Raw genomic sequence first — 15,589 nt, 5'->3', positions numbered from 1 at the left:
GTTTTGTTGCTGACGCACGATTCACAAATCGGCGCGAAGCTGCGATTCTGCGCGGATGAGAAAGATCGAGCAGATTTCGATCGGCGCAGCCGATCGTGAACGATTGGAGCGGTTGGTTCGCGACCGCAACACGGCGCAGAAGGTGGTCTGGAGAGCGCGGATCGTGCTGCTGGCGAGCGATGGACTGACGGCGGAGGCGATTGCTGCGGCGGTTGGCAAGAGCCTGCTGACCGTCCGCCGTTGGCGCCATCGCTTTGTGGCGAAAGGCGTGGACGGGCTGCTGAAGGACGCGACCCGACCGTCGCGCGTCAAGCCGCTGCCGCCCGAAAAGATCAAGCAGGTGGTGCACATGACGCTGCACGCGAAACCGCCGAACGCGACCCATTGGAGCGTGCGCAGCATGGCGCAGGCGGCAGGTATCTCCTACAGCAGCGTCCAGCGGATTTGGCATGCGCACGGGCTCAAGCCGCATCTCGTCGACACTTTCAAAGTCTCCCGCGACAAAAACTTTGCCACCAAGGTGGAGGACGTGGTCGGGCTGTACCTCAATCCCCCCGACAAGGCACTGGTGCTCTGTGTCGATGAAAAGAGCCAAATCCAGGCTCTCGACCGAACCCAGCCCGGCCTGCCAATGAAAAAGGGCCGCGCCGGCACCATGACCCACGACTACAAGCGCAATGGTACCACGACCCTGTTCGCAGCTCTCAACATGCTGGACGGCAAGGTGATCGGGACCTGCATGCCGCGCCACCGGCATCGAGAGTTCCTGCGCTTTCTCAAGCTGATCGATCACCGGACGCCGCCCGGTCTCGACCTCCACCTGATCGTCGACAACTATGCCACCCATAAGACGTCCGCCGTGAAGCGCTGGCTCAAGGCGCATCCGCGCTTCCATCTCCACTTCACGCCGACCTCGGCGTCCTGGCTCAACATGGTTGAGCGCTTCTTTGCCGAGATCACCCGAAAACGCATTCGCCGCGGCGCCTTCAAAAGCCTCGCTGAGCTCAAGAACGCCATCATGCAATACCTGGACAACCACAATGCCGCCCCCAAGCCCTTCGTCTGGACCAAGTCTGCAGGCGAAATCCTTGAAAAAGTGGCCCGGGCGAAACAAACGTTAGAGTCACAACACTAGCGGCCAGACCTCGCCACTGCCGCTGGTACGCAAAAGCCATGCCGCCACGGTGAATGTCCAGCGCGAATCCACCATATCGTCAAGCAGTAACACGGGGCCGTGAGCAAGCGGACGTCCGGCAAGGGCGAGCGAACCGTCGACGTTGCGAGCTTGCTGAGTGCTGTTCGCCATCGTCTTCTGTTCAGGCCGGGTCTCTGTCTTTTCCAGCGCCATATGCAGCGGCAGGCCGAGAGCGACAGCCAAACGCTGCGCGAAATTCGGCACGAGATCGGGATGGCGGAGCGACGGAACACAGGTAATCCAGGTGGGAGCGGGTTGCGGATTCCATCGTCGAATCATCTCTACGCAAGCTTCGACGAGGTCATCATGAAAGTGGCCATCGCGATATTTGCCCTGCCTGACGAGGCCGCCCCAGCCTGCATCACCCCAAACACATAGAGCTCTCCCAGCCTGGGCCTGATGCGCTCCGGCAATATTTCCCTTGACCTCGTAGAGCGGCATCCCGCCGTCCGGCCATCGCCTGCGCGGCTCGATCGGCAGATCGGTGCGGCGCAAAAAAGCTGCTGCCTCCCGAACCAGCGCGGTATCCGGATTGGTCGGCAGAGCGCGCAGCGTCGGAGGGTTGCAAGTACTCAGATCCCCGTCCAGTGCTTTGACGAGAAAACTCATATGATCACCAGATCGGAGGGCGACGTACTCTCGCATCTGCTGCTGTTCTTTGCGACGCAGTGCCGTGAGCCGTTCTGCACGTTCCCAGAACCCGTCGCTCAGTGTTGCTGCCGTAAGCTGCCATTTGGTTCCTTGCTTGGCTATCGGCGCGGGTAACTCGAGAGAGAGCAGAAGGATCGTCTTTTCGATGCGCCCTTTGCTCAGATTTACTCGGCTGAGCAGCTCGGGAATGGATAGCCCCTCGGGCTCTGTCTCGAGCGCAGTTAGAACATCCTCGACTTCGTGCGGGGTGGGGAATGCACTCCTGATGAACCAGTCCGTGATTTCATCTTCTTCCGCGCCGCTCAGCAAAACGCCATAAGCGGAGTCGAGAGCACGTCCGGCTCGGCCGACCTGCTGGTAGTAGGCCACGACCGAACCTGGCGTCTGGTAATGAATCACGAATGCCAGATCAGGCTTGTCGTAGCCCATGCCCAAAGCAGTGGTAGCGACAAGAGCTTTCACCTGATTATGGAGCAGCGCCTGCTCCAGGTCTTCGCGACGATTCCCCGTCTCGCTTGTATAGGCCTCGACATTGAAGCCCCGGCTCTTCAGCCACCCCGCAACTTGATCAGCGTCGCGCACCGTCAGTGTGTAGATGATACCATGACCATCCAGCGTGGCGAGCTGTTCCGCCAACCAAGCCAGACGTTGGGCTTGATCAGGCAAGACTATGGTCTGCAAGGACAGCGAGCTACGATTTAGATCGCCACGCAACACCTCAAGCCTCGGTCCGAGGACTGCGACGAGATCGTTCGTCACCCGATTGTTTGCGGTTGCTGTGGTGGCCAGAAGTCGCAGATTGGGCGGCAAGGTCCTGACAATTCGCTCCACCAAACGATAGTGGGGACGGAAATCGTGCCCCCAGTCTGAAATACAATGAGCTTCGTCGACCACCAGCAGCGCAATCCTTGCGGCGATCTTCGCCAGGATCTCAGTACGGAACCGCTCGTTCGCCAACCGCTCGGGTGAGATCAGCAGAATGTCGATCTCATCACGCATAAGCTTTGCTTCGCTCTCAGCCCAATCGCTCTCATTATCCGAATTGATCGTGACAGCTCGCACGCCCATGCGCTCTGCCGCCGCAATTTGGTTTCGCATGAGGGCCAGCAATGGTGAGACCAGCAAAGCCGGACCGCTGCCGCCATCGCGCAGCAGCTTGGTCGCAATGAAATAAACAAAACTCTTGCCCCAGCCGGTCTTTTGCACGATCAGCAAGCGGCCTCGACCTTCGACAACGTGACGAATTGCCTCCTCCTGGCCATCCCGGAAGGCGGCATCGGCCCGTCCGGAGCCAATGCGAAGAAGGGTCAGAGCCTGTTCCGCATTGTAGGTCACTTTGTAGGCTCTTTCCTGACTTGGCGGTCTATGTGTTGGTCCCGACATAGTACCTCATGCCGACGCGCCGTGATGAGTCACGCGATTGCCCTTAAACCTTTCGCCTTCACGAGGCTAGATTAGTGCTCAGCATGCGCTAAATCAGCCGCATCCCCTTCAAGCTCGCGTGGCCGTTCTTGCCGACGATGATGTGGTCGTGCACGGCGATGCCGAGCGGTTTGGCGATATCGATGATCGCCTTGGTCATCTGGATGTCGGCCTGCGACGGCGTCGGGTCGCCGGAAGGGGTGGTTGTGCATCAGTCCTTGGTCGGCACGTATCGCCTTGATGTAACGGCGATTTTTGTCGAAGCGAAAGGCCATTGAGGTGTGGATCTGGGATCGGTCCCCGATGATCCAACGTGAACATCACCCTAGCGACAGTCTGCGCATGGACCGTTTGCTTAGAGCATGCTGGATCACGAACGAGTCTACACTACTTTCTGCGAACTCTCAAAGACAGGCGTGAACTGACGATGCTGGGACTCACGTCGAAGCGAGTGCTCAGCTCAACCACGCTTTCTCTGCTGAGTATTTGATCATAGCTGGAAGGCCCGTCAGGACAGTGGCCTCAGTGTCGAGAGGTGACTTTCGACGTATGCCATGATTCACGACGTACACCGCCGAGCGCGGAAAACTGTGCGCGGTTGGCGAGTATAGCGGCATGAAGGATGCGAGCGCACATTGTGCGCCTGAGGAATTCTATTGTTCATCCCACGCTAGTTCGCGTCGAGTCCTTTCAACGCACTACAAATCACAAGATTTCTGCGATCCCAAGCGTCAAGCTCGCTCACCGGGTATAAGACGGCTTTCCCGATCTTGACATATGCAGGCCCTGTTCGCATCGCGCGCCAATTCCGCAGCGTACCAACCGTGACCTCGTTACGATATCGTGCGGACACTTCCTCCGGGGTAAGGAATTTGGCGTCTGTCATTCGTCTTCTCCATCACTCCGCAGCACGAGACGTCACGGTCGATACAGTTGAGATGTTGACACCCAGAATGACGGAAGAAAACGATATTCTCGATGACCGCGCATAGCTCTCGTCAAACCGGGACGAGTTGGCGCGTCGACCTTCGTTGATAGTCGTAAGATGGTGTGACAGGGCGTAGCAAAAATACTTGCGCCTCTCGGCCGCAGGTACATGACGTAGCAAATGCTGCGGGCAACTGTCCTCAGACTTAAAAGCGGAATCGGCCGCCGGCAGCCTGGCCGCGCGCTACGCCTCGGAAGATCACATGGCGCGCTCACTTGCCTCCGGTCGAGCCAAGAGCTCGCTACCCCACGCTCAACCGCCTTCAATGATTGTTCCGATGTAGATTCAGCTTGAGCTTGTCCTGGTATACGCCAATCCGCTTCTTTGCTCGCTCAATGACGTCACCGAAGTGGAGCAGCTCAAAATAGGTTTCACCCAACGGCTGCCGAGTGCGAGGGTCCAAAAGGGCGCTCGATTGAAACCATCCCTGGCCGACTGAAAACGGAGTCCAAGTTCCGCTCAGACGCAGGGGATTGACAGTATCGCCGATAAGATATCCATAAAACTTCCTTAGCCGGCCTCCTGACTTGGCCGCGAGCAAATGAGCGTACTCTGAAAGATCGCCGACATGCTCGTCCATCGACACTCCCGGGGCCTTGAACTCGACGATGATGGCTGAACCCTCTTTGCTGAAGAGAGCAATGTCTGGCCGCTTTCCGCCATTGTCGTCTGCCCGCTTGGCAAGCAGCTTTTGAAACTCCTGGTCGATGTCAGTTTCGAAAACACTTTCGCTGTCATTCCAGCGGGTGCTTGATAGCGGCACGTCTGAAGCGATGTAATCGTAGTAATGATATTCTTCACTCAGAAGCCAAATGTCGTGGTCAGCGATCTCAGTGCTGTCTTTCCGCATCGGGAAAAAGATGCTGTGGATGATCTTCTCGTCCTTCCGGCGTCCGCCATCCGCGACTGCCTGTCCTGCGAGTTGCTTACGACACGCAAGATCAAGAATCTGTACGATCGCGGCACGGCGCACTATCAATTGCGATAGGTTCGCCATGTCAAATGCTTTGAGCGATGACGTTAGAGCTGGCTCCGGTTGTTTGGACAGCACCCCGCGGAGATTAAGTGGATTCCTGCCGGGTTACACTGAACGCGGGGCTTTGCGATTTTGCTGCGGCGTCGGGAGGGCGTAGCCCGACCAGAGCTGCAGCAAAATCGCTCGGCGACGATCATGCGGCCGTCGCTATCGCTTGCAGCCCGAAGTAAGCCTCTTCGGGCGTGCGTCCGTCAAGGCTCGAGTGCGGGCGGCCCTGATTGTAAAACGCCAGATACCTGGAGATCGATGCGCACGCTTCCGCTGTGCTGTCGTAGGCGCGCAGATAGACCTCCTCATACTTGACCGTGCGCCAGAGCCGCTCGACGAACACATTGTCGCGCCAGGCGCCCTTGCCATCCATGCTGATCGAGACGCCTGCCGCCGTCAGCACGCTCGTGAACTCCTGGCTCGTAAACTGGCTGCCCTGATCCGTATTGAAGATCTCCGGCTGACCGTGGCGCGCCAGCGCCTCCTCGAGCGCCTCGATGCAGAACGCGGCCTCCATCGTGATCGACACCCGATGCGCCAGCACGCGACGGCTGGCGACGTCGACCACCGCTGCCAGGTACACGAAGCCACGCCGCATCGGCACATAGCTGATATCCATCGCCCAGACGTGGTTTGGCCGTTCGACCTTCACACCCCGCAGCAGATACGGATAGATCTTGTGACCTGGCGTCGGCTTGCTCGTGTTCGGGCGGCGATAGATCGCCGAAATCCCCATGCGCTTCATCAGCGTCACCACATGTCGCCGGCCAACCGAAAGGCCTTCGCGACGCAGCAGCGAGCGCAGCATTCGCGCTCCCGCAAAGGGATAATCGAGATGCAACTCGTCGAGCCGACGCATTAAGGCCAGGTCCTCGGCCGAAACCGGCCGAGATTGATAGTAGACCGTGCTGCGGGCAAGGTTCAGGACCTTCGCCTGCCGTACCACAGGCAGCTCATGCTCGCGGTCGATCATTTCTTTGCGCTCAGCAGGCCGGCTTTGCCGAGTGCGCCGGACAAAAAATCGTTCTCCAGCGTCAGCTCCCCGATCTTGGCGTGCAGCGCTTTCAAATCGACCGGCGCCTCAGCCGATCCCTTGTCCTGCCCGAACACCCCCGCGGCGCCGTCCAGAAGCTGATTCTTCCAGGCCGTGATCTGATTCGGATGAACATCAAACTGCTGCGCCAGCTCGGCGAGCGTCTTGTCTCCCTTCACGGCGGCCAAAGCCACCTTTGCCTTAAACGCCGATGAATGCGTCCGGCGCGATCTCTTCGTCATCTTAGCTCCTGATTCGCAGCGAGAACCTTCGCTGCTGTCAGGCAGAAAATCCACTTATTCGACTGTCCGAATTTGCGGAGCCAGCTCTGTTTATTTCCACGAAAGCTCGTTGATCTTAGCGCGAAACTGCTCCGAATCCGGCTCGGCCTTTATAATTTCCTCTTTGAGTTTGAAGATCTCCGCGGTCTCATCAATGATTCTTTCCTGATATTTTTTTAGAACGCGCTCAGCGACCGACTGGGCCGCTTCGCCATAAACGATGCGTGTCGAGGTATCCTGGAGCATCGCCTCGCTGACACCGAACTGGTCAGTGACTTGCTTCAGAACGTCATCCTTATCCCAATCCGCAGGGACGACCATCTCCTCGATGATCGGATCAATCGCCTCGTGAATTGCTGCGTAAGACAGCTTTTCGGCTGAAAACATGTCTCCACTGTGTGCCGCAGTCGTAAGAGAGGAGTTCAGAATGAACTGATCCAATCAAACAAGAAGCTGTACAGAAGATGGAGGCGGGCCCTCCGAAGTCGGCTTTCAGGAGCAGGCTTCAAACCACTCCAGGCGGCCTAGGTAAAGAGCCATGGTCGTGAGCGCGGGAGTAAAGCGTGGGGAGAAGAACCCCAGCAGGTAAGAGTCAGAGAGACGAATGCAAATAAACCCTCGAAGACGCGTCGTTAAAGTCAAACGTCGTCAAAACCGGGCGCGAGTGCAGAGCCCGGGACAAATCTGTCGGAAACCTGATTACTGGGCAGATGGCGGCCGGTGTATAGGGGGCGTGACTCTGACTCAGGCTTCAGTACGGCACTGCGGGAACCAGTCGTTCCGATGTCAAGGGAAAAGCACAAGTGGCCAAAACCACAAGGCGAAACGCCCGATGCGGAGCACTGGGACGGACCGACTCGTACGAGCGATGAAGGCTGGTAATGCGGCTGGAGCAAAGGGGTCGGGTCAGACAGCTGTATTTGGCGTTCAACTCGCAAGAGGAGGAGGCGCGTGAGTGCAGCGAAACCGTTTGATATCTCGAAACAGCAAGTGTGGAAAGCCTACAAGGCCGTCCGAGCCAATGCGGGCGCTGCCGGCGTGGATGAGGAGACAATCACTGAGTTCGAAAAGGACTTGAAGGGCAATCTGTATAAAATCTGGAACAGGCTGACGTCGGGAAGCTATTTTCCGCCGCCGGTCAAAGCGGTCGCCATTCCGAAGAAGAATGGCGGGGAAAGAATTCTCGGCGTGCCTACAGTGGCCGACCGCGTGGCACAGACGGTTGTCAAGCAATACCTTGAACCGATTCTAGAATCTATCTTCCTGCCCGATTCCTTTGGCTATCGTCCGAAGAAATCGGCGCTGGATGCAATCGCTGTCACCCGCGATCGTTGCTGGCGATACGATTGGGTTTTGGAATTTGATATAAAAGGTCTATTCGACAACATCGACCACGCGCTTCTACTGAAGGCGCTCGAGAAACACACGACGTGTAAGTGGGTAACGCTTTACATCAAACGTTGGCTCATCGCGCCGCTTCAACAAGAAGACGGTACTCTGGTTGAACGAACCCGAGGAACGCCTCAAGGCGGTGTGGTCAGCCCCGTTTTGAGTAATTTGTTTATGCATTATGCGTTCGATGTCTGGATGACGCGAATGTTTCCAGACCTTCCTTGGTGCCGTTATGCTGATGACGGGCTCGTGCATTGCAGGACTGGAGCGGAAGCAGACGCCGTTAAGGCGGCACTGCAAGCTCGACTTGCAGCATGTGGCCTGGAAATGCATCCAGATAAAACGCAGACTGTTTACTGCAAGGACTCAAATCGAAGGGATTCGTACCCGAACATGAAGTTTGACTTCTTAGGTTACGAGTTCCGAGCGCGGGGTGCCAGAACGCGTGCAAGGGGCGTACTCTTCACAAGCTTCTCACCTGCGGTCAGTACAAAATCTCTTAAAGCTATGCGGGCACACACGCGGCGGCTCAATCTCCGCAATCAGTCCCATCTCAGCTTGGAAGAATTTGCTCGCATTCTCAATCCAATCCTCCGGGGTTGGATCGCTTACTACGGGCAATTCTATCCCTCGGCGATGTGGCCGATATACAGGCACGCAGACTACACGATACGCGCCTGGATCATGCGGAAATACCGCCGGCTACGTGGACACAAAGTGCGGGCCAGCATGCTCATGCAAAGAATTGCAGAGCAGAACCCGTCTTTGTTCGCCCATTGGCGTTTTGGAGGGATCGGCGCGTTTGTCTGATGGGAGCGGTGTGAGTCGAGAGGCTCATGCACCGTTCTGCGAGAGGCCGAAGGTGCAATTCCTTCGGCCTACTCTCCAGGTATCTCGTCAGGGATGTTGTCGAAGTCGTCGCGCTGCTCGTTCACGCGCTGATCCAGATAGTCGCTTTCGATCAGCACGATGTGGTGAAATCCGCCGACTGGACTGTTCTGCTCCGTTCGGGTCCGCAGGTAATAAGGGGTGATATCCTTCACGGGCGAGGATTTCGCACAAAACGCGATGGCATTACGAGGTAGGTCAAAGAGGCTCGCGTCGAGCTGGTAGTGAGAGAGCTTAAACCTTTGATGCGTCGCTAAGCCATCGCCAGTCCTGGGATCTCGTTCCTCAACGTCCACCTCCCGCTGAGCCGTGACTTTCGGCAAGTCGGAATGTCTCAATACCTCTACCTCGTCGTCCCTTTTCCAATGGCGAGTGGTGAACCTGATCTCGAAGCTCCCGAGTCGACTCGCGAGACCCACCAACCTTTGAAGGAAGGCAACGAGCATTTGCTTCTTCAGAGCGGGGGCGGAAAACAGGGTGCTAGGCGACTCTGAGTACTGAATCCGCGCGAGGGCGTTGTCCTTGAATTGCTCCAGCCGTACTATTGTCCCGATCGCGGCTTCACTTCCTGTGCTGGTTTCGAAATCTTCAGGATCGATCTGCTTCTGCGGCTCTGAATAGCGCAATTGGCGCCTCAGGATATCGTGCCTGCTGCGATAGGTGCTGTCGATCGCAAGAGCCGAGAAATGGTGGAAAAACTGGATTCGTCCCGCACCCTTGCACTGACCAATTCCGAAGATCGGAAGGTCGTCCTTGTAGGAGGTGTCCTTGGTCAGAAATGCCTTGAGCTGATCGTCTCCCAACCCGCATCCGTTGTCTGTGCAGGAAACGATCATGGACTCGCGATCATCAAGCATGTCAGCTCGAATGAATTCGACGTCGATGTCGACCAGCATGTCCGTTGCAGAGGCGTCCTCGTGCTTGCGGATCAGGAACGAGTCGATCGCATTTGAGATCAGCTCCTCGAAAACAACATACGGGTTCGAGCTAATCTTCGTATTCTTGATGCTGCCCCTGATATCGAGCGTCATTTTCGTTTCAATCGCTGACGTGGTGATCTCTGAAGGATCGTTCTGACGGTGTGCGGGACATCAAGTCAAGGTGCCGTATGGAAATGGTGAAAGTACCCGCAAACTGAGACCCAATCTTCCGTTCGCCTCGTTTGCGGTGCACTAAACTTTGCGAGCAAATCCATCGGGTTACGTGACCTGTTGCTTCGATGACATCCTGAATGCCGGTGGAAGGCCTTAGAGGGGAAAGCCTTCCCCTGCGCCCGAGCCTGTGGTCTCGGTCGACCCCTTCTGCGGGGAGAACCTCGCAGCGCCCGCATCAGAGTGAGAGGGCGGACGGGCTTCGCCGTGACGGGTTGAGAACGGAGGAGAGGCCTCCGGCGCCTGTCGCGGAGATGACCCATGACCCAAGTCGAAGTTTTGAGCGCCGGCCGCGATCGCGTAAGCGGCTACAAGGTGGACGTGAACCGCGGGACACGCGTCGGCCGAGTATCGTCGGAATGGTTCTCGCGGCCAGCGGACGAGCGCTATCTGTCCCTGTCGGAGCTCTATGCCGCGGTGCGTGGACGGACCGAGCGAAGCCGGACCCGAACGGTCGAGAGCGCTGCGATTCGAGTTGAGGCCAGCCGCGACGATGGCGAGCGCCTGGCTCTGGTACTGCCCGGTTCTGATGCGCTGATCGCACCGACCCATTGGAGTTTCGGCCAACTCGCCGGCCTGGTCGGAGCGCCACCGGCCTACCTCCGGCAGCTTCCGGCTCCGCTAGCGGGCATCAACCTCCAATACGGCTTGACCTCCCATTCCGCCGCGCAGGTAAAGACGCTCGAGATCGAAGACGGTCGCGTCGAGCTTCGCGCTGTTACGGGCCCCGAATACGGGCGCATCTTTGACGACGAACTCGTCGCCGCTGTTCAGCGCATCGCGGGCAATGGCACGGGCGATACGCGCTGGAAGGTCCCGGGCATGCTCAACTGGTCGACCGGTGTCTACAATCCGCACGTCGACATCACACAGGATACGACGACGCTTTATGCGTCCGATCGCGATGTCTTCCTGTTCCTGGTCGACGATCTCAATCCAATCGAGGCCGGCCGATTGGCCGACGGTTCGCCCGACCTCTATTTCCGCGGCTTCTACTGCTGGAATTCCGAGGTGGGTGCGAAGACGCTCGGCATGGCGAGCTTCTATCTCCGCGCCGTCTGCCAAAATCGCAATCTCTGGGTGCGCCGTGTCGGCGCGATCAATTGAGTGAAGGAGACTTCTCAGGAAACCAAGAATAGCCTGATGTCCACCCGACTTACCTTGGCCAGAAATGGCTGCGACCGGGAAACCGGCAGGGGACAACAGCATGTTGGGAAAAGGCGTCATCCGGGTCGAAACCATTGTAGGCTATCGGGACGTCAGGGCAAGACGTGTATGGTGAATGCTGAATTGCGTGAAGCCCAGATCAGGGACTTTTTTCGGGTCATGACGCAGCAATGGTTGACGCGTCATGCCGTGCGAAGGGTGAGATACCCCACGAGACCCACCTAAACTTGGTCGCACGGCCCACCCTTCGTCGAAGGGCCAATGATCGAACGGGCCACCTAACCACGTCGCCTCTCATTGATCGTGTAAACACGGGATCGCCTAAGCGGGCATCGCTCGATGTCCCGTAGGGCGACGGAGCCGCCATATTAGCCAAAATGCCCGGGGTAATGCCCGGGACAGCCATCCTCAGATGGACGGGCATGGGTGAAACCGGCCGGGCAACCGGATGGGGAATCCCCTCTGCGCGGGTGAAGGGCGGCGCGTTTGCTGGGTCTTTCAACTTCATAACGAAGGTATGCTGATGCAACCGCACACCGTAGAGAAGAGACTGGGCTGCGTATTCCAGGGATGGTGATCAGCGCTTCCAGGCGATCGTGATCACGGTTTCCAGACGATGGTGATCACTTGCGGAGACGAACACGACTGACGGGTTTCTGTGTGCTGGAAATGGTCTTCCTGGTCAAGACGGGCGGGAGGGCTTGGAGATCGGTCCAGCGGTCCATGGGAGGGCCCCGCGCGCGGCGCGGAGTGGCCCCCACGAGCGACGCAGCGGCGCGCGCGGTGGTCACGCTGTTGTCCTATCGTCGGCCCGACGACGCAGGCTGTCGCCCTTGAGCTCGATGCGGTGGGCGTTGTGAAGGATGCGGTCCAATATGGCGTCGCCGAGCGTGGGATCGGCAATCACGTCATGCCATTGCGACACGGGGACCTGACTTGTGATCAACAATGATCCCTTGTCGTAGCGATCATCGACGATCTCGAGCAGATCCCGGCGCTGGTCGCCAGTGAGCGCTTCGGGTCCCCAGTCGTCCAATCACGTTGAGCTCAACGTGACTTGACTTATGTGCAGCGCGCAGTGATGTGGAGTTGACGGTTGACCGTCGGCGTTGGTCCGGTTTTTGACAGCCCCCAACTCCACATAATTTACCCTGTAGGTTATAGCCTCTTCAGCCAATCAACAATGTTGATCGCCGCAGAAGAGACGCGCCCGGCGCGAGGCGGTGCGAGGATCTCGGGGAACACCTGCATAAGCGCTTGGCGTTTTAGATCGATGTCTGCCCTTGCATAGGTCATGGTTGTGTTCAGCGACGAATGCCCAAGCCATTGGCTGATGGTCGCGAAGTCGACTCCCGCCTTCAGGAGAAAGATGGCGGTCGTGTGCCGCAAGGAATGGGGATGGATCCGCTTCTGCTGCAGCGTGCGGGTTGCGTTGGCTCCGGCCGTGATGTGCTTCTTGAGCAGGTAACGAACGCCAAAGCGGGTCAACTTGTTGCCCTGGCGGTTCACGAACAGCGGAGCGTCGCGGCCTCCCGAATGAGCAACACTGTTCGACAGTTCTTGCAGAAGTCGTGCGGTTTGGGGCCAAACTGGACACAATCGCGTTTTGTCGCCCTTGCCGCGCAGCCGGATTTGATGAGGAGGATCAGTGCGGATGTCGCACAGCCGCAGATCGAGTATCTCCTGAACGCGAGCACCCGTGTTGAGCATCAGTGCGAACAACGCATAGTCGCGCTTACCCGCTGGCGTGGAGCGATCGATCGATTTGAGCAACGCTTCGACTTCCTGCGGCTCAAGGTATTCGATCGGCTTGCTCCGCGCGCCGCGTTTGAACGGTACGCCTAGCACGCGCTGCAGTTCGGCGAGATAGGCGGGCTGTTCGGTTGCGAGAAAGCGAGCGAACGTATGCAGCGCCGCCAGCCGCGCATTGCGAGTGGCTACTCCATTGTGACGCTCGGCCTCCAGAAACGCCAGGAAGTCCTGAACCTGCTTCGCCGTGAAATCTACGAGATCGAGATCCTCGATAGCCTTGGCCGTTTGCGACGAAGTAAAGCGAAGGAACAGAACGATCGCATCCCGGTAGTTGCGTATGGTGTGTCCGCTGGTACCCCGGAGCGTCGGCAGATACTCCCGGAAGAAGCGCTCGATGCTCTTGCCGAGCTCGTTAGGTCTTTGGGATCTCATGCGGCACCTCCTGTGATGAGGTGGCCGAAATGCCTCTCGAGCCGATCGCTGGCCGCAGCAGAAAGTTGTGGAATCCAGCGGAGGTAATAGGTCGTCGAAACAATTGAGACGTGCCCCATGTACATCGCAAGCTTTGGCAGATTGGATTGGACATCCGCCCCTTGCTGGTACCATCGCAACAGCGATCCAACGGCAAAGCTATGGCGAAAGTCATGCACCCGCGGGATTCGCCCGTCGGGGCCCCGAACGTTGGCGACTTGGAATAGCGTTTGGACGCCTTCCCGCAGGCCGGTACCTGTGTAACCGCGCACGCGCCCCTTGGTATTGCAAAGCAAGGGTGAATCCGCCGAATGGCTCAGAGGTGATCGAAACCGCTTCCTGAGGTACAACCTCAGCTCCCGACAGGCATCCGGCGACAACGGGACGATCCGCGACTTGTGGAACTTCGACGCACGAATGTGCAAAATGCCATGGCGGGCATCGACGTCGGCCAAGGTGAGACGTAGCAGTTCGCCCCTACGGAGCCCCGCGGTGTAGAGCAGGACCACGGCAAGTCGCATCACCGCTGGTCGCAGCGGCGAACTTGATGTCGGAGCCAAACGATCGGCTATGGCCAACATCCTGGCGACTTCGGCCGCCCCAAAGATGACCGGCGGTGCATGGGGGCTACGACGTGGGAAGCGATTGATATCCGGAACGAAGCAACTTGGCTCGGTACGCTGACGATAGAGACAAAAGTTGCGCACGATACGCTGGCGATTGCGCCGTGTGCTTGCGGAAAGATGACCTTGTGACACGCACCATCCCTCGAAGAGCGCTTGATCGAGGTCAGTACAGGTGTTCTTCTCCATAAATAGACGCAGAGCGTCGATTACGCGCTCCTCATGAACATAGCCGCGCCCAAGTGAACGTTGCCTCTGCAAATAACGGTCAACCACTTGGTTGAACGGGCTCGCCGATAAGGTCGCGCTCATGCTGCGTCCTCCTCGATGCCGATGGTCGCCGTTGGCAGAGGAAGCGCGACCTCTCGCAGGGCCCCGGTCTGCAGCCGGAGATAGACACAGGTGCTCTCCAGGGTATGGTGACCCAGCAGATCACCGATCACCTTGACGCCGACACCACGATCGAGCAGACGCATCGCAAACGAATGGCGCAGGCAGTAGGAGGATGTATCCTGCAGCGGCAGACCGCTCTGACGTGCGCGCTTCTGGTAGAGATCGCCTATGGCGTAGTGCGTGAGGGGACCTACCGGGGTGCTTGCGCGGAGGAAAAGTTCACGATGCGCCCCGCCGGGCCGGCCGCGGCGCAGATGGCGCCTGAGAATGCGTATGGTTTGTTCGGCTAGAGGAAGCGCGAGATCTGATCTGGTCTTGCACTGCTTGACGCGGAGCGTACGGCTATCCCAATCGATTGAACCAAGCGTCAGTGCGATGATCTCGGAGGGCCGCAGGCCGTAATGCGCCATCAAATGGAGGATCGCATAGTCTCGCCAGCCAAGCCGCTCCGATCGGTCGATGGAGCGCAGCAGCCGCTTTACAAGCGGCCAAGCCAGAGCTCGAGGCGGTCGTTCACCTCGGTAGGCGCGCGGCGCGTCAATTGCGTCGAGCCGTTGCCGGATCTCGCCCTGGTCGAAGCAAAACCTAAGAAAGGCACGAAGGCGAGCGACAACGTGCTGTAGGGTTTGTCGCTTAACGCGCCGTGCTTTGGTCATTACGAACCGATCGACTGTGGCAGCTGACAACGCGTGCAGCGGGGCGCCAGCTGGCAAAGCGTGCGCGAGCAAGCTCTTCACTGTTATGATGTGCTGTTCCAGGGTCGCGCTGGTAAGACCACGCACCTCCGATAAATGCCATCTGTAGCGACCAAGAAGTGCTGAGAACGGCTCTGGTATTGGTTCTTGGACGAACAGCCGTCTCGCGGTGAGAAAACGTTCAACGGCGCGTCGGGTGCCTTGCAATGATGCGGGGGCAAATGCTTGCGACAAGACCACTCCTGAAACGCCGCTATCGCAATCAAGCCGCGCTGAACACATCCGGTCGAGAGCTTCTTTTAGGCCTCGTACGTGGTGGCAGGCCGTAGATCGGGCGTAGCCAGCCGAGATGAGCCAAGTAGCGAAATCTTCCAACAAAGTGCCATTGGGCGATGCCGTGTAACCCGCGTGAACCTTCCGGAATAAGTGTTCGAGCATGGTTGCCTCCTTCGGATGAACGAGA

Annotated in this window: 11 protein-coding genes and 3 pseudogenes; 3 read left to right on the top strand and 11 right to left on the bottom strand. The window is 58.1% G+C overall.

Features of this window, described 5'->3' with window-relative positions; genetic code table 11:
* The first annotated feature begins 55 nt into the window (after window positions 1–55).
* Window positions 56–1,135, top strand: a complete 1,080-nt coding sequence (locus tag ACVJGD_RS27470) for an IS630 family transposase (RefSeq protein WP_456636361.1) — start codon at window positions 56–58, stop codon at window positions 1,133–1,135.
* Here the strand turns inward: ACVJGD_RS27470 and ACVJGD_RS27465 are convergent.
* From ACVJGD_RS27465 to ACVJGD_RS27440, 6 genes and pseudogenes are all read right to left on the bottom strand, one after another.
* Window positions 1,124–3,181 (bottom strand): DEAD/DEAH box helicase, encoded by a 2,058-nt coding sequence (locus tag ACVJGD_RS27465; RefSeq protein WP_456637169.1) that lies wholly within the window; start codon window positions 3,179–3,181, stop codon window positions 1,124–1,126. The genes ACVJGD_RS27470 and ACVJGD_RS27465 overlap by 12 nt on opposite strands.
* 136 nt (window positions 3,182–3,317) lie before the next feature.
* A pseudogene (locus ACVJGD_RS27460) lies at window positions 3,318–3,483 on the bottom strand (JAB domain-containing protein); the annotation flags it as partial.
* A gap of 455 nt (window positions 3,484–3,938) precedes the next feature.
* Window positions 3,939–4,154, bottom strand: coding sequence for a helix-turn-helix transcriptional regulator (locus tag ACVJGD_RS27455; RefSeq protein ID WP_456637168.1), 216 nt, complete (start codon window positions 4,152–4,154; stop codon window positions 3,939–3,941).
* Between the two features lie 364 nt (window positions 4,155–4,518).
* The gene (locus tag ACVJGD_RS27450; RefSeq protein ID WP_456637167.1) at window positions 4,519–5,253 is read right to left on the bottom strand and encodes a hypothetical protein; all 735 of its coding nucleotides are present in this window, start codon (window positions 5,251–5,253) and stop codon (window positions 4,519–4,521) included.
* A 172-nt stretch (window positions 5,254–5,425) separates the two neighbouring features.
* A protein-coding gene (locus tag ACVJGD_RS27445) for an IS3 family transposase (RefSeq protein ID WP_456637166.1) occupies window positions 5,426–6,555 on the bottom strand; the annotation gives its coding sequence in 2 pieces (ribosomal slippage) (window positions 5,426–6,303 and window positions 6,303–6,555; 1,131 coding nt in all).
* A 90-nt stretch (window positions 6,556–6,645) separates the two neighbouring features.
* The gene (locus ACVJGD_RS27440) at window positions 6,646–6,981 is read right to left on the bottom strand and encodes a hypothetical protein (RefSeq protein WP_456637165.1); all 336 of its coding nucleotides are present in this window, start codon (window positions 6,979–6,981) and stop codon (window positions 6,646–6,648) included.
* Window positions 6,982–7,545: 564 nt separating this feature from the next.
* Between ACVJGD_RS27440 and ltrA the strand changes: the two genes are divergently transcribed.
* The gene (gene ltrA / locus ACVJGD_RS27435; protein WP_456632677.1) at window positions 7,546–8,796 is read left to right on the top strand and encodes a group II intron reverse transcriptase/maturase; all 1,251 of its coding nucleotides are present in this window, start codon (window positions 7,546–7,548) and stop codon (window positions 8,794–8,796) included.
* 68 nt (window positions 8,797–8,864) lie between these two features.
* Here the strand turns inward: ltrA and ACVJGD_RS27430 are convergent, their stop codons facing one another.
* The gene (locus tag ACVJGD_RS27430; protein WP_456637164.1) at window positions 8,865–9,905 is read right to left on the bottom strand and encodes a hypothetical protein; all 1,041 of its coding nucleotides are present in this window, start codon (window positions 9,903–9,905) and stop codon (window positions 8,865–8,867) included.
* Between the two features lie 381 nt (window positions 9,906–10,286).
* Between ACVJGD_RS27430 and ACVJGD_RS27425 the strand changes: the two are divergent.
* Window positions 10,287–11,105: pseudogene (locus tag ACVJGD_RS27425) on the top strand (DUF932 domain-containing protein); the annotation flags it as partial.
* Window positions 11,106–11,979: 874 nt separating this feature from the next.
* Here the strand turns inward: ACVJGD_RS27425 and ACVJGD_RS27420 are convergent.
* From ACVJGD_RS27420 to ACVJGD_RS27405, 4 genes and pseudogenes are all read right to left on the bottom strand, one after another.
* Window positions 11,980–12,228 (bottom strand): annotated as a pseudogene (locus ACVJGD_RS27420) (ATP-binding protein); the annotation flags it as partial.
* A 122-nt stretch (window positions 12,229–12,350) separates the two neighbouring features.
* Window positions 12,351–13,376: a tyrosine-type recombinase/integrase gene (locus tag ACVJGD_RS27415; RefSeq protein WP_456637163.1), complete on the bottom strand. Its 1,026-nt coding sequence runs from the start codon at window positions 13,374–13,376 to the stop codon at window positions 12,351–12,353.
* The gene (locus tag ACVJGD_RS27410) at window positions 13,373–14,350 is read right to left on the bottom strand and encodes a tyrosine-type recombinase/integrase (RefSeq protein ID WP_456637162.1); all 978 of its coding nucleotides are present in this window, start codon (window positions 14,348–14,350) and stop codon (window positions 13,373–13,375) included. Before ACVJGD_RS27410 ends, ACVJGD_RS27415 begins: the two co-directional genes overlap by 4 nt.
* Window positions 14,347–15,564 (bottom strand): tyrosine-type recombinase/integrase, encoded by a 1,218-nt coding sequence (locus tag ACVJGD_RS27405; RefSeq protein ID WP_456637161.1) that lies wholly within the window; start codon window positions 15,562–15,564, stop codon window positions 14,347–14,349. The genes ACVJGD_RS27410 and ACVJGD_RS27405 overlap by 4 nt, the downstream gene beginning before the upstream one ends.
* Window positions 15,565–15,589: the final 25 nt, after the last annotated feature.

Source organism: Bradyrhizobium sp. USDA 10063 (assembly GCF_054063735.1).
The sequence above is the reverse complement of the archived record's forward strand: the minus strand, read 5'-3'. Positions and strand labels throughout refer to the sequence as shown.